The sequence below is a fragment of the Qipengyuania sp. ASV99 genome (assembly GCF_047872805.1).
GTDB lineage: Bacteria > Pseudomonadota > Alphaproteobacteria > Sphingomonadales > Sphingomonadaceae > Erythrobacter.
Genome location: NZ_JBLQUK010000007.1, coordinates 68,767 through 86,002, shown reverse-complemented (window position 1 = coordinate 86,002; position 17,236 = coordinate 68,767). Strand labels below are relative to the sequence as shown.

Below are 17,236 nucleotides of genomic sequence, written 5' to 3'. Positions count from 1 at the left end.
ATGGCAGTGCCAGACAGAGGCAAGAAGCCCAGATTGCCCGGCCGCCTCCTGCGCAACCGCGCGCCGTCTCAACCTTTGCGGCGCGCCGTTAGATTGCCGGTGTGGGGCGATCTGGGCCTGAGGATGGGTCTCGCGCTGTTCCTCGTTTTCTTGGTCATCATGATCCACTGGTGGGACCGCGCTGGGCTGATTGACCATGTCGACGGGCATATCAGCTTTCTCGACGTGGTCTATTTCACCATGATCTCCGTCACCACCACCGGCTTTGGCGACATTGCCCCGGTCAGCGACCGGGCGCGGCTGATCGAAGCGGTGCTCGTCACCCCGGTCAGGGTCGCGGTCATTTTCATCTTTGTGGGCGCAGCCTACAGTTTCGTAATCAAACGCAGTTGGGAGAAATGGCGTATGGCCCGCATCCAGGACAAGCTTAGCGGCCACATCGTGGTGTTGGGCTACGGCGTTTCCGGCTCGCAAAGCGTTGCTGAATTGATCGAACGCGGGTCCGATCCGGGCCAGATCGTGGTCGTCGATCCAAGCGAGGACCGGCTTGCCGAAGCCGAAAAGCTTGGCGTCAATGTCATGGCCGCCGATGCCACGCGGGACGAAACGTTGAAAGCGGTGCGCATCCAAGAGGCGCAGACAGTCCTCGTATCGGCCGGTCGTGACGACACGTCGATCCTGATCGTGCTCACCGTCCGTCATCTCGCTCCCAAAGTGCCAATCAGCGTTGTCGTGCGCGCCGATGACAACGAATTGCTCGCACGGCAGGCGGGCGCGAACAACGTTATCAACCCGGTGCGCTTTACCGGCCTGTTGCTGGCGGGCAGCGCAAAGGGCGCGCATATCGCTGACTATCTCGCCGATCTCGCCTCGGTCACCGGCCGCGTGCAACTGGTCGAACGCGTGGTCAGCGAAGGGGAATGCGGAAAATCCATTTCAGACCTCGCCACCGGCGGACGGGGCCTGCGCATTTACCGCAATGGCCGCGCCATCGGTTTCTGGGAGGAGGAATGCGAGACCCTCCAATCAGGCGACATCCTCGTCGAAATTGTTCCCACCGACAACGGCCATGACGGCGCGGACGGCTAAGCGCGATTACAGGAACAGCAGGAACACCCCGCCCATTGCCGCCATGCCCAGGATGAAGTGCCCCGCGTCGATTGCGAACAGCAGACCGCTTTTGCGCTGATAGAGGTAGTTGATCCCCACCGCCGGGATCATCACCCCCACCGCAAATCCGACCGCCATCATCATCACCACATGCGGCGCGGCTCCGGTCCGCGCAATCAGATGCCACAGCACCATCGCGATCAGCATTTCGAACAGAAACGTCAGCCCAAAGATCAGCGCCATATTGCCGCTTTGTGCCTGCTCATCGCTGAGGCCCGCCGCCCTTTGCCACGCTTTGCCAAACAGCACCCCATACCACAGCGCCCCCACTGCGAAGAAGGCTGCGGCTCCGGCCACCACCGGCCACAATGCGAAATCAGTCATGACTTTCCCTCCCTTGATACCTCACCGCTAGCGCATTGCTGGCATCCGGTGTAGGGGGCGCGCGCAAATGACCGATCCTGCCACACCTTTTCCGACGACCCTCCCCGATGCCAAACGCATCGGCATGGTCAGCCTCGGCTGTCCCAAGGCGCTGGTCGATTCCGAACGCATCCTGACCCGGCTGCGCGCCGATGGCTATGCCATGTCGCCCGATTACGCCGGGGCAGACGTGGTGCTGGTCAACACTTGCGGCTTCCTCGACAGCGCCAAGGAGGAGAGCCTTGCCGCCATCGGTGAAGCCATTGCCGAGAACGGCCGGGTGATCGTCACCGGATGCATGGGCGAGGAAGCCGATGCAATCCGCGCCGCGCATCCGCAAGTGCTCGCGGTCACGGGCGCGCATCAGTACGAACAGGTGGTCGAAGCGGTTCACCTCCACGCGCCGCCGTCGCAGGGGCCGTTTGTTGACCTGATCCCTCAGCCTGACATCAAGCTGACGCCGCGCCATTACAGCTATCTCAAGATCAGCGAGGGCTGCAACCATTCCTGCGCCTTCTGCATCATCCCGCAATTGCGGGGTCGACTGGCGAGCCGCCGGATCGACGCGGTGCTGCGCGAGGCGGAGAAGTTGGTCGCGGCGGGTACGCGCGAGTTGCTCGTCATCAGCCAGGACACCTCGGCTTACGGCGTCGACACTAGGCACGATCCCCGCCAGTGGAAGGGGCGCGAGGTCCGCGCGCATATGACCGATCTGGCCCGCGAACTCGGCCAGCTTCGCACCCCCGAAGGCACGCCGCCATGGGTGCGGTTGCATTATGTCTATCCCTACCCGCATGTCGATCAGGTCATCCCCTTGATGGCTGAGGGGCTGCTGACGCCCTATCTCGACATTCCGTTTCAGCATGCCGCGCCCGCCGTGCTCAAATCGATGAAGCGCCCCGCCAATGAAGCCAAGGTGCTCGCCCGGCTCAAGGACTGGCGCAGCATCTGTCCCGACATCGCCGTGCGTTCCAGCTTCGTCGTCGGCTTTCCGGGTGAGACGGAGGACGATTTCCGCTACCTGCTCGACTGGCTTGAGGAAGCCCAGCTTGACCGCGTCGGCGCGTTCCGGTTTGAACCGGTCGCGGGCGCCGCCGCCAACGCCCTGCCCGATCCCGTGCCCGAAGCCATCAAGGAGGAGCGTTACGCCCGCCTGATGGAAGTGACGACACGCATCTCCGCCGCCAAACTCGCCGCCAAGGTGGGCCGCACGCTGGCCGTCATCATCGACGAGGTTGGCGAGCCCGATGAGGACGGCGACGTGGGCGCGACCGGCCGCAGTCAGGCCGACGCGCCCGAGATCGACGGCGCGGTGTTCCTGCGCGATGTCCCCGCAACCTTGCGCGCAGGCGACATCGTCAATGTGACTGTCGAGGATGCCGACGCACACGACCTGTTCGGGGTGATCAAGGGCTCCTGACCGCCGCCCGTTCATTGGCAACGGTTCGTCGCACGTGAAGCACGGTTGGAACACATGGAACACTGTCCTGGGGCGAAAATCCAATCGATCACAGACTGCCCTTTCAATCGACTGAGGCGATCAATGGCAAAAGGGCAAGTGGCGGTCATGCGGCTGATTTACCGCTTTGGGCGAGTGTAGGAAAATGCCGTGTCATTGCGAGCGAAGCGCGGCAATCCAGAGCGTGCGGCAGGCAGGTCTGGATTGCCGCGCCTTCGGCTCGCAATGACGAATTGGGGTCAGCGCCTAGCGCGCCTCCCATAAAGGCAGGTCGAGCGGGACACGCAACCGCGATGCGCGCGGGGCGGAGCCATCACCCCCCTTTCGTCACCCTTTCTTCGTCACCCCTTTTCGTCTCCCCGGGCTTGACCCGGGGTCCAGCTTGCTGCTGTTACATGCGTTCCGCATAGGGGAGCGCGCGCCATGACCAACACGCTTTATTACGGCGACAATCTGCATGTTTTGCGCGAACATATCGCGGATGCCAGCGTGGACCTGATCTATCTCGACCCGCCGTTCAATTCGAACGCCAATTACAACATCCTGTTCAAATCACCCGAGGGGCAGGATTCCGACGCGCAGATTGAGGCGTTCGAGGATACGTGGCACTGGAACGACACGGCGGAAGATGCCTTTGACGAGGTGATGCGCAGCGGGAATAACGACGCCTTCACGCTGCTGCGGGCGATGCGCGAATTTCTGGGCGATAACGACATGATGGCCTATCTCGCCATGATGGCGGTGCGGCTGATCGAATTGCACCGGGTGCTGAAGCCGACCGGCTCGCTGTATTTGCACTGCGACCCGACTGCGAGCCATTACCTCAAGCTGCTGCTGGATGGGGTGTTTGGGGCGACGAATTTCAAAAACGAATTGATTTGGAAGCGGACGAGCGCGCACAGCAGTGCAAAGCGGTTCGGCCCTGTGCATGACACCATTCTGTTCTACTCCAAGTCTGATAAGTATCTCTGGAATAAGCTATTTACGCCTCACGAAGCCGAATACATTGACTTGTTCTTCGACCAAACCGACCCTGACGGTAGACGTTGGAAACGTATGGACATGACCGGGGCAGGAACTCGGAACGGCGAAACAGGGAAGGTTTGGCGAGGCATAGATATTACTGCCAAGGGTAGGCACTGGGGCTATCCGCCAAGCAAGCTTGAGGAACTAGACGCGGCGGGCAGAATTCATTGGCCCAAGAAAGAGGGCGGAATGCCCCGTCTGAAGCAGTATCCGGAGGACTTGCCGGGTGTGGCACTTCAAGATGTAATCACCGACATCCGCCCGATGCACAATTTGGCGAAGGAACGCCTCGGCTATCCCACACAAAAACCCCTTGCGCTGCTCGAACGCATCATCGCCGCGTCCTCCAACGAGGGTGACCTGGTGCTCGATCCGTTCTGCGGCTGCGGCACCGCCGTTCACGCCGCGCAGAAACTGGATCGGCAATGGCTCGGCATTGACGTGACGCACCTTGCCATCGGCCTGATTGAAAAGCGGATGCAACAGGCCTTCCCCGGCCTTGCCTTTGAAGTGAAAGGTCGCCCGCAATCGCTCTCCGCCGCGCAAAACCTTGCCGAGCGGGACAAGCATCAATTTGAGCTGTGGGCGCTGTCCGTCGTCGATGCCGTGCCATGGAAAGGCGGACGCAAGGGCCCCGATGGCGGGATCGACGGGATCATCTGGTTCAAACCCGATGGCAAGAAGACCGAGAAAGCCATTGTCGAGGTCAAGGGCGGCGGCGTGGGCGTAAAAGACATTGGCCGCCTCGCGCAAGTGATGGAGCGCGAAAACGCCAAGCTGGGCGTTTTCATCACCGCGCAAGCCCCAACCCGCGCCATGGAGCGCGATGCCGCAGCGGTCGGCGTGTGGGAAAACGAATATACGGGCCGCAAACACCCGCGCCTGCAAATCATCACGCTGGCCGAACTGTTTCAGAACAAGCGCCCGGACATTCCGTGGGTCGATGCCAGTGCGGTCAAACGCGCCAAGCGCGAGGATACCGCCAAGCAGGAGAAATTGCTGTAGGCCAATCGCTGCCAGACTGTGATATGCGCCGCCCATGACCGTCCTTGTATCCTCCCGCTTTTCCTTTGCGCTGGCGCATCCGGCTTCGGTTCTTTTGCAATTCGAGGCGGCGGACTTTGCCGGGCAGGAGGTGATCGATGCTGCGACGCATATTACCCCCGCCGGACATTTCTCACGAGTCTCGGCGCAGGATGATATCGGCACGCGCATCTGGCTGCATGCCCAAGGGCGGGTGGAGGTGGAATATCAGGCCCGCGTTGCGGCGCGCCGGAAAATCGCCGATCTGACCGCGCTCGACGCGGTGCCGCTGCACCGCCTGCCCGGTCCGGCGGTCAAATTCCTGTTCGATTCGCGCTATTGCCATTCAAGCCAGTTCGTCGAATTCAGCGACCAGACCTTTGGCGATTTGCAGGGCGGCGCGCGTGCCGCAGCGATCCGCGACTGGATCCATGCCAATATCGATTACGTCCCCGGTGCCAGCAATGTTTCGACCACCGCAACCGATACATTTCACGCGCACGAGGGGATCTGCCGCGATTTCACCCATCTGTTCGTCACGCTGGCGCGCGCGGCGGCAATCCCGGCGCGCTATGTCGCCTGCTATGCGCCCGGAGTGACGCCGCAGGATTTCCACGCGCTTGCCGCAGTGTATCTTGCGCATGCCGATGGGGCCGATGAAGAGGGCGATCCAGGAGCCGAACCCGGATCGTGGCAATTGGTCGATGCGACCGGCATGGCAGACCTTGCCAACACCGCAATCATCGGGGTCGGGCGCGATGCCGCCGATGTCAGCTTCATCACCAGCTTTGCGCCCATGCAGTTTGAAATGAGCAGGGTCGAGGTATCGCTTGAAGCGTGATTGCCGTAAAGGCATAGGGGCCGCCGAAACTGTTGCAGTGCAGGCTTGTTAACGTTAACAATCGCGCGCCGGAGAGACCAAGATGACCGAATTCGCCGCTGATCGATTGTTGCTGTTTGGGGCCACGGGGGACCTTTCGCGGCGCAAGTTATTGCCCAGCCTGTGCGCGCTGGATGCCGATGGTTTGCTGCCCGAAAACCTCGCCATCATCGGCACCGCCCGCAGCGAGATCGACGAGTCCGAATTCCGCGACATGGCGCGCGCGGCGCTGGAGGAATTCCTGCCCGCCGAACGGCGCGGCGACATGGCGCGGTTTCTGGCCCGATTGTCCTATCAACAGCTTGATGCCTCCAGCATTGATGGGTTCGACGCGCTGGCACAAAAGGTCGCCGAAGCGGGGCGCGGCGCTGATGATGCAGAAGGCGGGCTGGCGATTTTCCTGTCCACCGCGCCCAGCCTGTTTGGTCCCACTATCGCGGGACTGAAACACGCCGGATTGACCGGCGAACGGGTGCGCATGTGCCTTGAAAAGCCGCTCGGCACCGATCTCGCCACTTCGGCTGAGATCAACGACGCGGTGGCGGACGCCTTTCCCGAGAACCGCATTTTCCGGATCGACCATTATCTGGGCAAGGAGACGGTGCAGAACCTGCTGGCGCTGCGCTTTGCCAATATATTGTTCGAACCGATCTGGAATTCCAACGTCATCGAACACGTTCAGATCACCGTCGCGGAGACGGTCGGATTGGAAGGGCGCGTAACCTTTTACGACGATGCGGGCGCGCTGCGCGATATGGTGCAGAACCACATGCTGCAATTGCTGGCGCTGGTGGCGATGGAGCCGCCGACCAGTTTCGATGCGACCGCAGTGCGCGATGAAAAGGTGAAGGTGCTGCGCGCGCTGCGCCCCGCGCTCGCCAGCGAAACGGTAACCGGGCAATACCGCGCGGGTGCCATTCTGGGTCAGGCCGTGCCCGGCTATGACGAAGAGCTGGGCAAACCCAGCACCACCGAAACATTTACCGCGATCAAGGCGCATGTCGACAATTGGCGTTGGAAAGGCGTGCCCTTTTACCTGCGCACCGGCAAACGCCTGCCCGAACGCGTGACCGAAATCCTCGTGCAATTCCGCTGCGTGCCGCATTCGATTTTTGAAGGCCAGAAGCTGCAAACGGGCGCGGGATTGATGCCCAATAAGCTGCTGATCGGAATTCAACCCGAAGAGGACATCACCCTGTCCTTGATGGGCAAGGTGCCGGGGCTGGACGAAAACGGCGTGCGCCTGCGCGAGGTGCCCTTGCAGATCGCCATGCCGGATGCCTTTGCCGAACATCAGCGGCGGATCGCCTATGAACGGCTGCTGCTAGACCTGATCAAGGGCGATCAGACATTGTTCGTGCGCCGCGACGAGGTAGAGGCGCAGTGGCAATGGATCGACGCCATCCGCGCCGAATGGGACGCGAAAGGGGTCACGCCCAAGACCTACACCGCAGGCAGTTGGGGGCCGAGCGCGGCGATTGCCCTGACCGAACGCGACGGAGTAAGCTGGCATGAGTGACCTCAACGACACCATTCACCGCGTCACGCAGCGAGTGATTGAAAACTCGCAAGCAAGCCGTGCCGCCTATCTCGAACTGATGAAACGCGAAGGCGACCGGCGGCCCGAACGCGGGGCGGTTTCGTGTTCGGTGCTTGCCCACGCCTTTGCCGGGGCGCTGGAGGATCAGGAGCGGCTGAAAGACGGGCGCGGCCCGAACATCGGCATCGTCACCGCCTATAACGATATGCTGTCGGCGCATCAGCCCTATGGCCGCTATCCCGACCGGATGAAGATCTACGCCCGCGAAGTCGGCGCAACCGCGCAGGTCGCGGGCGGCACTCCGGCGATGTGCGACGGCGTGACTCAGGGTGAGGACGGGATGGAGCTGTCGCTGTTCAGCCGCGACAACATCGCCATGGCCGCCGCCGTTGCGCTCTCGCATCAGATGTATGACGGGGCGGCATTGCTGGGCATTTGCGACAAGATCGTGCCCGGTCTGGTGATCGGCGCGCTGCGGTTCGGCCATCTGCCCGCGATCTTCGTCCCCTCCGGCCCGATGCCCTCAGGCATTTCCAACAAGCAGAAGCAAGAGACCCGGCAGAAATTCGCAGCGGGCGAAGTCGGACGCGATGCGCTGCTCGAAAGCGAGCTGGCGTCCTATCATTCGCCGGGCACCTGCACGTTTTATGGCACCGCCAATTCCAATCAGATGATGATGGAGATGATGGGGCTGCATGTGCCCGGCGCGGCATTCGTGCTGCCGGGCAGCAAACTGCGGCAGGCGCTGGACCGCGCGGCGGTGCACCGGCTGGCGAAGCTATCGGGCACCACCACCCGCACGCTGGCGCAGGTGGTCGATGAAAAGGCGATCATCAACGCCTGTGTCGGCCTGCTTGCCACCGGCGGATCGACCAACCACGCAATCCACTTGCCCGCGATGGCGCGCGCGGCGGGCGTCCGCATCGACTGGAACGACATGGCCGAACTTTCCAGCGTCGTGCCGCTGCTGGCGCGGGTCTATCCCAATGGCGCAGGCGATGTGAACCAATTCCACGCCGCGGGCGGCATGGGCTATGTCATTGGCGAATTGTTGAACGCTGGGCTGGCGCACCGCGATATTCTGACCGTGTGGGAAGATGGGTTTGATGCCTACACCGCCGAACCGGTCTGGCAGGACGAGGCGCTGCAATGGTCCCGCGTCGAAACCAGCCGCGACGATACGATGCTTCGCCCCGCCAGCGCGCCGTTCCAGAGCGATGGGGGCATGAAATTGCTCGCCGGCAATCTTGGCCGCGCCTGTTTCAAATCCTCATCCGTGGCTCAGGAACGCTGGACTATCGAGGCGCCATGCCGCGTGTTCCACACCCAGGCCGATGTTGTCGCCGCGTTCAAGGCGGGCGAGCTTGACCGCGATGTCGTGGTGGTGGTCCGGTTTCAGGGGCCGCGCGCCAATGGCATGCCCGAACTTCACGGGCTGACCCCGTCGCTCGGCGTGCTGCAAGACCGGGGTCACCGTGTTGCGCTGGTCACAGATGGTCGCATGTCGGGCGCATCGGGCAAAGTTCCTGCCGCCATCCATGTCACGCCGGAGGCCAAGGCAAAGCACGGCGTGCCCGGCCCGCTCAGCTATTTGCAGGACGGCGACATGGTAAGGGTCTGCGCGGCGACAGGCGAGCTTTCGACGACTGCCGACCTCGCCGCCCGCGCGCCTGCAGATGAACCACCGATCGAATGGGGCGTGGGGCGCGAATTGTTCCGCATGATGCAGGATCACGCCGACGGCGCGGAAATGGGCGCATCGGCCATGCTCGCCAGCGCCGGGCTGTAATCGGTGAGCGGGGGGAAAAGATGAGCCACGATATCGTTGCGGTCGATATTGGCGGCACCCATGCGCGTTTTGCCATTGCCAGCATCAGCTCCGATGGCACCATCGAACTCAGCGAACCGGCAACCTTGCACACCGCCACCCACGCCAGTTTTCAGACCGCGTGGGAGGATTACCGCGAGCGTATGGGCGGCGCGCTGCCCGATGATCTGGCAATGGCGGTGGCGGGCCAGATAAAACCCGATATCATCCGCTTCACCAACAACCCATGGATCATCCGTCCGCCTCTGATCCGCGAAAAGCTGGGCTGCGTGCGGCATCTGATCGTCAATGATTTTGAAGCCGTCGCCCATGCCGCGGCGCGCGCGCCTGCGGATCAGTTCCTGCATCTCACCGGCCCAGAAACCGACCTGCCCACACATGGCACAATCAGTGTGCTTGGACCCGGCACCGGGCTGGGCGTGGCGCAATTCTGGCGCGATGGCACGCCGGAAGGCGGGGGCACATACCGGGTGCAGGCGACCGAGGGCGGGCACGGCGATTTCGCCCCGCTCGATTCAATCGAGGATGCGCTGCTTGCCCGGCTGCGCAAACGACACAACCGGGTTTCGACCGAACGGGTCGTGTCCGGTCCAGCGATTGTCGACATTTACGAAGCGCTCGCCGCGATGGAAGGGCGCGCGGTCGTGGAGCTCGACGATGTTGCCATCTGGACCGCCGGGGTCAGCGGCGAGAACAGTCTGGCGGCGGCGGCGGTCGACCGGTTCTGCCTCGCGCTCGGATCGGCGGCGGGCAATATCGCCCTGGTGCAGGGGGCCAGCGGAGTGGTCATTGCAGGCGGTCTGGGTTACCGCATCCGCGAAACATTGCTGGCATCCGGTTTTGCCGAAAGGTTCTGCGCCAAGGGCCGCTTCGCCGCACTCATGGCGAGCCTGCCGGTCAAGCTAATCACCCATCCGCAGCCCGGCCTGCTCGGCGCGGCGGCTGCCTTTGCCCAGACCTATTTCAAGGACCAAACGGCATGACCCTTCCGCTGACGTCGATCACCCATTTGAGCGAGCGGTTGCAGGAATTGCACGTCCGCACCCGCGAAACGCCGCTGTTCAATCCGGTGTTCCAACTTGGGCTGGACCTGTCACGCCGTATCGAAAGCGGTGCGATGGACCTCGCGGCGGTGGAGGCGCTCGTCGAAGAGTTGGAATCGCACAGCCTGAAAGCGCGGGCCAAACGGCTGGAACGGCTGGTGACACCGATTGACCCTGCGGCCAATCGCACCGCTTTGGCGCAGGTTCTGGCGCGCGACACAGATTTCGAGACATTTCGCGCTCGCTGGGAAAGCCCGCGCCTGCACGCAGTCTTTACCGCGCATCCGACTTTCCTGCTCACCCCGCAGCAAACCGGCGCGGTCGCTGATGCGGCGGTCAAAGGCAGCAAAATCGGCAAGGAAACTTGCTCCAGCGGCGACGAGCGCCCCGCCGTGACGCTGCAATATGAACACGATCAGGCGATGGCAGCCATCGCCGATGCTCAGGATGCGCGCGCCGATATCGTCCATCAGGCGCTGAGCCATGCCGCCGCGCAGTGGCCCGAACAATGGCACGATGCCGCGCCGCTGCCATTCCGGTTTGCGACCTGGGTCGGGTATGACATGGACGGGCGCACCGATATCAAATGGTACACGTCGATCCGCTTCCGGCTTCAGGAAAAGGCGATGCGGCTGGACCGTTATGCTGCTGCGCTGGCGGCGATTGACGCGGCGCATCCGGTGCTCGGCACTTTGCGCGCGGCGGGCGAACACACCGCAGCCTGCGCGGCGGGATTTGCCGATGATCTGAGCGACCCCGCTGATCTCTCCGTCGCCGCCAACCGGCTGACCGCCGATGACCCGGCCAAACTGACCACACTCACGCCAGTGATCGCGGCGCTCGAGGATGAGGCCCGCAGCAGCGACGACGTGGCCCGCGCCGCCGCACTCAAGACTCTGGCAGCGAGTATGCGCGCCGATGGGCTGGGCATGGCGCATGTGCATTTCCGCGTAAACGCCAAGCAATTGCACAATGCGATCCGCGTGCATCTGCATGAGACCCCGCAATTGGATCTGGCCAGCAAGGGCGCGATGGCAACCTTGCGCCGGATGCTGGGCGAGGTTCAGCCGCGCCGCACCAATTTTGCCAGCATCGCCATCGAAAGCTCAACCGCGACCCGGTTGTTCCTCGCGATGGCGCAGATCCTTGGCCATATTGACGCGGACACGCCGATCCGGATGCTGATCGCCGAATGTGAACAGCCCTCCACCATTCTCGCCGCGCTCTATTTTGCGCGGGCGTTCGGGATTGAGGACAAGGTTGATATTTCGCCCCTGTTCGAAACCGAAAGCGCGCTGGAACATGGCGGGCGCTTTCTGGAGGCGCTGTGCGCGGAGCCGCATTATCAATCCTATGCCCGCACACGCGGACGGGTCTGTATCCAGACCGGGTTTTCCGATGCCGGGCGGTTTGTCGGGCAAATTCCGGCCAGCCTTGCGATTGAGCGGCTGCAAGGGCGGCTTGCGCAGGCGATGGCCCGCAATGGGCTTACGGGCACGCGCGCGCTGATTTTCAACACCCACGGTGAAAGCATGGGCCGGGGCGCGCATCCATCGGGGTTTGCCGACCGGCTGACCTGGCCGCTGAGCCCCTGGGCGCGCAGCCGCTTTGCCCAGGCTGGGATCGCGCTGGAACCCGAAGTCAGTTTTCAGGGCGGCGACGGCTATGTGTTCTTTCGCGGACCGGAGCTGGCGCGGGCAACATTGACGCGGATCATCTGCGAAAGCCCCAATGCGAGCAGCGAAAACACCGATCCATTCTACACCCGCACCGATATCAGCCTCGATTTCTACCGCGCGGTGCGCGCGCATCAACAGGAACATCTTCACAGCGCCACCTATAGCCGCGCGGTAACCGCGTTCGGTCTCGGGCTGCTTAATCCGACCGGCAGCCGCGTGTCGCGCCGCCAGTCTGACCTGTCGGCAGACCGCGACATGAACCTGCGGCAAATCCGCGCGATCCCGCACAATTCGATCCTCCAGCAATTGGGCTATCCGGTGAATGTCATCGCCGGTCTGGGCAGCGCGGCGGATGGCAATTACGAAGAGGTCGCCGCCTTGCTCAGCGAGAGCGAGCGCGGGCAGCAGATCCTGCGGCTGGTGCGCGCCTCCAACGCGCTGGCGAGCGTAAAGACGGTCGCGGCGCATGGCGAATTGTTCAATTCGGCCTATTGGGCAACGCGCCCCTATCGCGGGACCGAACCGCATCTGTCGGCGGCTTGCGAAGTGCTGGCCGAATATCTGACCAAGGATGATCGCACCGGCGTGTTCCGCCGGCTGGCGTCGCGGTTGCGGGTCGATGCGCTGAAACTGCACCGCCTGTTTGACCATTTGCCCGATGAAGAGCCCGATGCGGTGACCGAAAACACCCGCAGGATGATCGGCGCGGCGCAATCGCTGCGGCTGGCGTTGATGCAACATATCTTCTTGAAGGCGGTCTCGGTCCCGGTGTTCAGCCGAGCCAACGACATCAGCCGCGAAGACGTGCTGGAAATGGTGTTCAGCCTGCGGATCGAGGACGCACTGGGCCAGCTGCGCCGCGCGTTTCCCACGCATTTTCCCTCACCCAGCGATTTTGCGATGGATGCTCCGGCGGATTATCCCGATGCCACTGCTGATGGCTATTCGCAGATCACCCGTGATTATATCGACCCGATAGAGCGCGCCTATGCACTGATGCTGCGGCTGTCGGTGGCGATTGCCAACCAGTTTGGCGCGCATGGATAAGGAAGCGCGGGGGGCTTGCCCACGTTAACCTTTGCCCCCCTGCGGCGTCCCCCGCAGGGACGCGCGCCTTTAGCCGCTGGTGGTTTGCGTCAAAAAACGGCATAAGATGCGCCATGACACAGGGAATTGGCGCGATGGCTTTCACGAAATTTCGATTTGCAGCCTTGCTCGGTCTCGGCCTGCTGGCTGGCGGCGCGACGCTGGCATCGGCGCAGACCTCTGCCGATGCCGCTGCCGATGCGGCGGTCGAAGTCGCCAACGTGGCAGAGGCCGCGATCCGCGCGATTGATCCGACCACCGGCGGCGATTCCCTGGTGATCGACCCCAGCCTGCCGCAGCCCTATAATATCCCCGTCGCCGCCGAAGCGGATTTGCCAGAGCTTCCGCCTGCACCCGTCTATGAATCCGATTATGATGCAGTCAGCATCGGCACACCCGCGCGCGGCCCGGCGGCGCGGATGATTTCCAACCCGCAGGTGCAGGAACTGGCAGAAGCCGCTCCGGTTCAGGCGCGCACACTGGTCAGCGACGATCCGTTTGTCGTCAAAAGCATCCTGCCGATCGAAGGGACGATCCGTTACGGCGAATGGTTCTGGGACGAATCGCGCGCTCCGGCAACCGGTCCGCTGGTCATCACCGTCGACCTGGAAGCGCGCGTCATCAGCGTGTTCCGCGACGGGCATGAAATCGGCACGGCGGTGGCGCTGCTCGGCACGACCTCGCATCCGACCCCGCTGGGCACTTTCCCGATCCTGACCAAGGAACGCGACAATGTCTCGGAGAAATACAACAATGCGCCCATGCCCTGGACCTTGCGCCTGACCTGGGACGGGATTGCGATCCACGGTTCGCCGGTGATGAATGGCTATGCCTCGCATGGCTGCGTCGGAGTGCCTGATCCCTTTGCGGAAAAACTGTTCGCCATTGCCAAGCGCGGCGACCGAGTGGTCATCACTCGCGGCCAGATGATCGGGATTGGCGACAAGATCATGTCCTGATCCGGCGGTTTTAGAGCGCCCTAATGCACGGCGCGCGGCGGTTCCGGAGTGAACCGCCAGACGCGCATTTCCACGCCGATCTTTGCCACTTTTTCGACCTTGGCGACCGCCAGCACACCGCCGAGCGATGCGTTCTGGCCGCGCCATAGGCGGTCCGCCGCGCGCCCTGCTTCGCTGCGGCTGACCTGCCCGCCAAGGGCCGCAACAATCCGTCGCACCGTCTCTATCTGGATGATGCGCGGTACATTGGCGTAATAAACATACGCGGGGCCAGCGCCGCTGCGATCGTCTGTGCTGACCATCTCTTCCCAATCGATCTCGGCATACCATTCGATCGCGCGCCATCCCTCTGCCAGATGCTGCGCGCTCGTTGCCAACGCTTCGGGATCAAGCCAGTCATGCTCGGCCAGATGTTGGCGCACCCGCACCCGGTCAAACGCCGGATTGGCATTGGAGGGATCGCGCGCCGGGGTGACCCCGCAGTCCGCGACCGCCGCCTCCAACGCGGATTTGCGCGCCCAGAGCAAAGGGCGGATCAGCGGAATCCCGGTTTCGGGTAGATGGCTCCACGCCCTGACCCCAGCCAGCCCGGACAGTCCGCTGCCGCGCGCCAGCCGCATCAGCAGCGTTTCCGCCTGATCGTCGGCGTGATGCGCGGTGGCGACCGCGCCTATCCCATTTTCCTGCGCCCAATGCGCCAGCGCAGCATAGCGTGCATCGCGCGCCATAGCCTGCACATTGCCCGCGCCGACGGTCACCCTGATCGCGGTAAAGGGAATGCCGAGTTTTTCGCTCAGCGCCCCGACCAAGGCCACCTCGCTCGCCGCCTCTGCCCGCAGGCCGTGATCGACGCTCACCGCCGCGATCTCGCCGGGCATTGCCGACTGCGCGAGCAGCAACAGCGCGAGGCTGTCCGGACCGCCCGACACGGCTAGGCCAAGCGGCCCGCTGCGCTCATCATGGGGCCACAGCGTATCGACCGCGCTGGCAAAGCGCGCGATCAGATCGGAGTCGATCCGCTCCAAGGCAATCGGCGTATCAATGACAGCCCCCTGACAGCGCTGCGCGCGCTATTCGCAGGTTACGCGGCGGCGATTGCTTTCATATTGATCGGCCAGCCGTCCGCTGGCAACCGCCGGATAGGTCTCACCAAATTCGGAAAGCGCGATGCAGGCGCGGCGCGTGTCGTTCATCTCGATCATGGATTGGGCGAGATATAGCAGGCTGTCAGGTGCGCGGTTGGCGGTGCGATCGGCCTGATAATTGCGCAGGAACCAGCGCGCGGCCTCCTCTGGCATACCGTCATCGAGAAACGCCCGGCCAAGCAGATTGCGGCCATAGGTGATGCGGAAATGATCGGGATGTTCCTCGATATATTTGGCCAGTTGCTGGCGCGCCTCGGGGAAAAATCCTGCGTCCCAAAGGCGAAAGCCATAGGAATATTCATCATCGCCCGGATCTTCGGTCTGCGGCTTGGTGATTTGCTGCACCGCGGCGAGGCGTTCGGGCGAGGGTCCGGTCGCGGCAGGAAGCGCCGGTTGCACACCCGCTTCGCCGCCCGATTCTCCGCCTGCTTCGCCGCCCGTCATTGCGGCCAGATTGGTGTCTGTCGCCCCGGCGACGCCCGCGGCGGGAGCACCAGCAGCGGGACCGGATTCGAGCGCGATGACCCGCGCATCCAGTCCGCTCAGCGCGTTGGTGTTTTCCTCCGTCAGGGCGGTCAGCCGCTGAAGCTGAATTTCAAGCGCATCGAGCCGCGCCAGAATGTCGGTCACCGCCGTGGTGGAAGCATTGCCGGGCGCGTTGCCGGGTGCATTGCCGTTAGCGGCCGAACCTTCTGCGGAAATCTGCGGTTCGAAAAACCGCCCGTCGCCGCCGGGAAAGACCGAGCGCTGCAGCGCGCGAATTTCGGCCTCTGCACGGCGCAGGCGGGCTTCGGTGTCGTCCTGTGCCATGGCAGGCACCGGTGCGGTGGCGATTATTGCGGCGCAAATGACCGCGCCAAACAGCGTCGCCGGACGGCGCAGATTGGCGATAGCGGATTGAGGGCTCATGGCGGATCAGGCTCCCTTATTGATCGTCACGCGGTTTTTTGCCGGTCGCGGTTCTTTCCGGTTGGGCCGAATATGCCGCAGCGCGGATGAATGTCAGCCAAATCTCTGGCGAAGGCCCTTGCGCAAGTCGAGCCTGAAGGGCCACTTATCCGGGGAATGTGCGCGCTTTCTGCGATCACAGGGCGAGGATACTAGTTGTTGGCAGTTTCCGAGGGTGATGCAGATTCGGCACGGGCCAGCAGCGCCGCTGCAGAAACCGGTGTGTCCCCCAGTGTGATGGGTTCGTCCGAAAGCTTGGGAACCGGACGCCCGCCAATCGTGATCGACAGGGCATCGGGGCGCCCGGTGTTGATCCGCGGATCGGCCGCGTCAGCGGGCAGTTCATAACGGTCGCCGCTCGACATTTGCGCTTCGAACAGGCGTTCCCCGCCGTCTTCGTAAAAGCGCGCCCAGACGCCGTCCTCCAAAGCGGTGAAGACCACCTTTCCGCCGGGCTGGGCGGCTGAAGCAGCGGGTGGCTGAGCGGCATCACCGGCAGACGCCAGCGCGCCCGATTGACCGCCAGTATCGCCGCCTGCGGCCTGGGTGTCTGTTTCAGCGATCAGCGTGCCGGGATCGGCTCCCGCGCCGAAATAGGTGTTGTAGAAAAAGATCGCGCCGACGGCAAAGATCAGCGCCGCAATCCCGCCGAACCATGCCAGACCCGCCGATGGCAGTTTCGCAGGATCGCCGGGCTCCATCCCGCCCGCCAAGGCCGAACGCCGCGCCTGTCCATCGGCCAGTTCCTCGCTCACGGCATTGGCAGTGGCGGTTTCATCCATGCCGACCGCGCGAGCATAGTTCCGGGCAAAGCCGATGGCATAAGTGCGCGAAGGCAGTGCAGCGAAATCGCCCGCCTCAACCGCTTCGAGATGACGGAGCGGAATCCGCGTTTCCGCAGCGATATGCGATAGGTCCAGCCGCTTTGCCTCGCGCGCCGCGCGCAGGCGATCGCCGATGCTGGCCGAATCCGATTCCATCAGATCGGTCAGCGCTTCGGTAGTGCTGTCCTGTTCGCTATCCATGACCCGTCCACTTATCGTGGTTTTTTGACATTTTGTATGTCTGCCTCTCAAGCTTTGTCGCT

At 63.2% G+C, this 17,236-nt stretch carries 13 protein-coding genes; 9 read left to right on the top strand and 4 right to left on the bottom strand.

Features of this window, described 5'->3' with window-relative positions:
• Positions 1-1,089 (top strand): potassium channel family protein, encoded by a 1,089-nt coding sequence (locus ACM64M_RS09670; RefSeq protein WP_416228480.1) that lies wholly within the window; start codon positions 1-3, stop codon positions 1,087-1,089.
• 6 nt (positions 1,090-1,095) lie between these two features.
• Here ACM64M_RS09670 and ACM64M_RS09665 read toward each other — a convergent pair whose 3' ends face one another.
• Positions 1,096-1,494, bottom strand: a complete 399-nt coding sequence (locus tag ACM64M_RS09665) for a DUF1761 domain-containing protein (protein WP_416228479.1) — start codon at positions 1,492-1,494, stop codon at positions 1,096-1,098.
• A 67-nt stretch (positions 1,495-1,561) separates the two neighbouring features.
• Between ACM64M_RS09665 and rimO the strand changes: the two genes are divergently transcribed.
• From rimO to ACM64M_RS09625, 8 genes are all read left to right on the top strand, one after another.
• Positions 1,562-2,953 carry a 30S ribosomal protein S12 methylthiotransferase RimO gene (rimO, locus tag ACM64M_RS09660; protein WP_416228478.1) on the top strand — a complete coding sequence of 464 codons (1,392 nt, stop codon included), beginning with the start codon at positions 1,562-1,564 and terminating at the stop codon, positions 2,951-2,953.
• 462 nt (positions 2,954-3,415) lie between these two features.
• Positions 3,416-5,023, top strand: a complete 1,608-nt coding sequence (locus tag ACM64M_RS09655; protein WP_416228477.1) for a site-specific DNA-methyltransferase — start codon at positions 3,416-3,418, stop codon at positions 5,021-5,023.
• A 34-nt stretch (positions 5,024-5,057) separates the two neighbouring features.
• Positions 5,058-5,882, top strand: a complete 825-nt coding sequence (locus ACM64M_RS09650; RefSeq protein WP_416228476.1) for a transglutaminase-like domain-containing protein — start codon at positions 5,058-5,060, stop codon at positions 5,880-5,882.
• An 82-nt stretch (positions 5,883-5,964) separates the two neighbouring features.
• Positions 5,965-7,440 (top strand): glucose-6-phosphate dehydrogenase, encoded by a 1,476-nt coding sequence (gene zwf, locus ACM64M_RS09645; protein ID WP_416228475.1) that lies wholly within the window; start codon positions 5,965-5,967, stop codon positions 7,438-7,440.
• On the top strand, positions 7,433-9,250 hold the full coding sequence (gene edd, locus ACM64M_RS09640; RefSeq protein ID WP_416228474.1) for a phosphogluconate dehydratase: 1,818 nt from the start codon (positions 7,433-7,435) through the stop codon (positions 9,248-9,250). The genes zwf and edd overlap by 8 nt, the downstream gene beginning before the upstream one ends.
• Before the next feature lie 20 nt (positions 9,251-9,270).
• Positions 9,271-10,272, top strand: coding sequence for a glucokinase (locus ACM64M_RS09635; RefSeq protein WP_416228473.1), 1,002 nt, complete (start codon positions 9,271-9,273; stop codon positions 10,270-10,272).
• Positions 10,269-13,058, top strand: a complete 2,790-nt coding sequence (locus ACM64M_RS09630) for a phosphoenolpyruvate carboxylase (protein WP_416228472.1) — start codon at positions 10,269-10,271, stop codon at positions 13,056-13,058. The genes ACM64M_RS09635 and ACM64M_RS09630 overlap by 4 nt, the downstream gene beginning before the upstream one ends.
• Before the next feature lie 134 nt (positions 13,059-13,192).
• Positions 13,193-14,056, top strand: a complete 864-nt coding sequence (locus ACM64M_RS09625; RefSeq protein WP_416228471.1) for a L,D-transpeptidase family protein — start codon at positions 13,193-13,195, stop codon at positions 14,054-14,056.
• A 20-nt stretch (positions 14,057-14,076) separates the two neighbouring features.
• Here ACM64M_RS09625 and tilS read toward each other — a convergent pair whose 3' ends face one another.
• From tilS to ACM64M_RS09610, 3 genes are all read right to left on the bottom strand, one after another.
• Positions 14,077-15,081 (bottom strand): tRNA lysidine(34) synthetase TilS, encoded by a 1,005-nt coding sequence (gene tilS / locus ACM64M_RS09620; RefSeq protein ID WP_416228470.1) that lies wholly within the window; start codon positions 15,079-15,081, stop codon positions 14,077-14,079.
• 45 nt (positions 15,082-15,126) lie between these two features.
• Positions 15,127-16,110, bottom strand: a complete 984-nt coding sequence (locus ACM64M_RS09615) for a tetratricopeptide repeat protein (RefSeq protein WP_416228469.1) — start codon at positions 16,108-16,110, stop codon at positions 15,127-15,129.
• Between the two features lie 191 nt (positions 16,111-16,301).
• A complete protein-coding gene (locus ACM64M_RS09610; RefSeq protein WP_416228468.1) occupies positions 16,302-17,174 on the bottom strand; it encodes a helix-turn-helix domain-containing protein in 873 nt (290 codons plus the stop codon).
• Between the last annotated feature and the right edge of the window lie 62 nt (positions 17,175-17,236).

Excerpts from the sequence above, each read along its gene's own strand:
- ACM64M_RS09670 (WP_416228480.1), top strand. The coding sequence starts at position 1 with ATGGCAGTGCCAGACAGAGGCAAGAAGCCCAGATTGCCCGGCCGCCTC.
- ACM64M_RS09665 (WP_416228479.1), bottom strand. The coding sequence starts at position 1,494 with ATGACTGATTTCGCATTGTGGCCGGTGGTGGCCGGAGCCGCAGCCTTC.
- rimO (WP_416228478.1), top strand. The coding sequence starts at position 1,562 with ATGACCGATCCTGCCACACCTTTTCCGACGACCCTCCCCGATGCCAAA.
- ACM64M_RS09655 (WP_416228477.1), top strand. The coding sequence starts at position 3,416 with ATGACCAACACGCTTTATTACGGCGACAATCTGCATGTTTTGCGCGAA.
- ACM64M_RS09650 (WP_416228476.1), top strand. The coding sequence starts at position 5,058 with ATGACCGTCCTTGTATCCTCCCGCTTTTCCTTTGCGCTGGCGCATCCG.
- zwf (WP_416228475.1), top strand. The coding sequence starts at position 5,965 with ATGACCGAATTCGCCGCTGATCGATTGTTGCTGTTTGGGGCCACGGGG.
- edd (WP_416228474.1), top strand. The coding sequence starts at position 7,433 with ATGAGTGACCTCAACGACACCATTCACCGCGTCACGCAGCGAGTGATT.
- ACM64M_RS09635 (WP_416228473.1), top strand. The coding sequence starts at position 9,271 with ATGAGCCACGATATCGTTGCGGTCGATATTGGCGGCACCCATGCGCGT.
- ACM64M_RS09630 (WP_416228472.1), top strand. The coding sequence starts at position 10,269 with ATGACCCTTCCGCTGACGTCGATCACCCATTTGAGCGAGCGGTTGCAG.
- ACM64M_RS09625 (WP_416228471.1), top strand. The coding sequence starts at position 13,193 with ATGGCTTTCACGAAATTTCGATTTGCAGCCTTGCTCGGTCTCGGCCTG.
- ACM64M_RS09615 (WP_416228469.1), bottom strand. The coding sequence starts at position 16,110 with ATGAGCCCTCAATCCGCTATCGCCAATCTGCGCCGTCCGGCGACGCTG.
- ACM64M_RS09610 (WP_416228468.1), bottom strand. The coding sequence starts at position 17,174 with ATGGATAGCGAACAGGACAGCACTACCGAAGCGCTGACCGATCTGATG.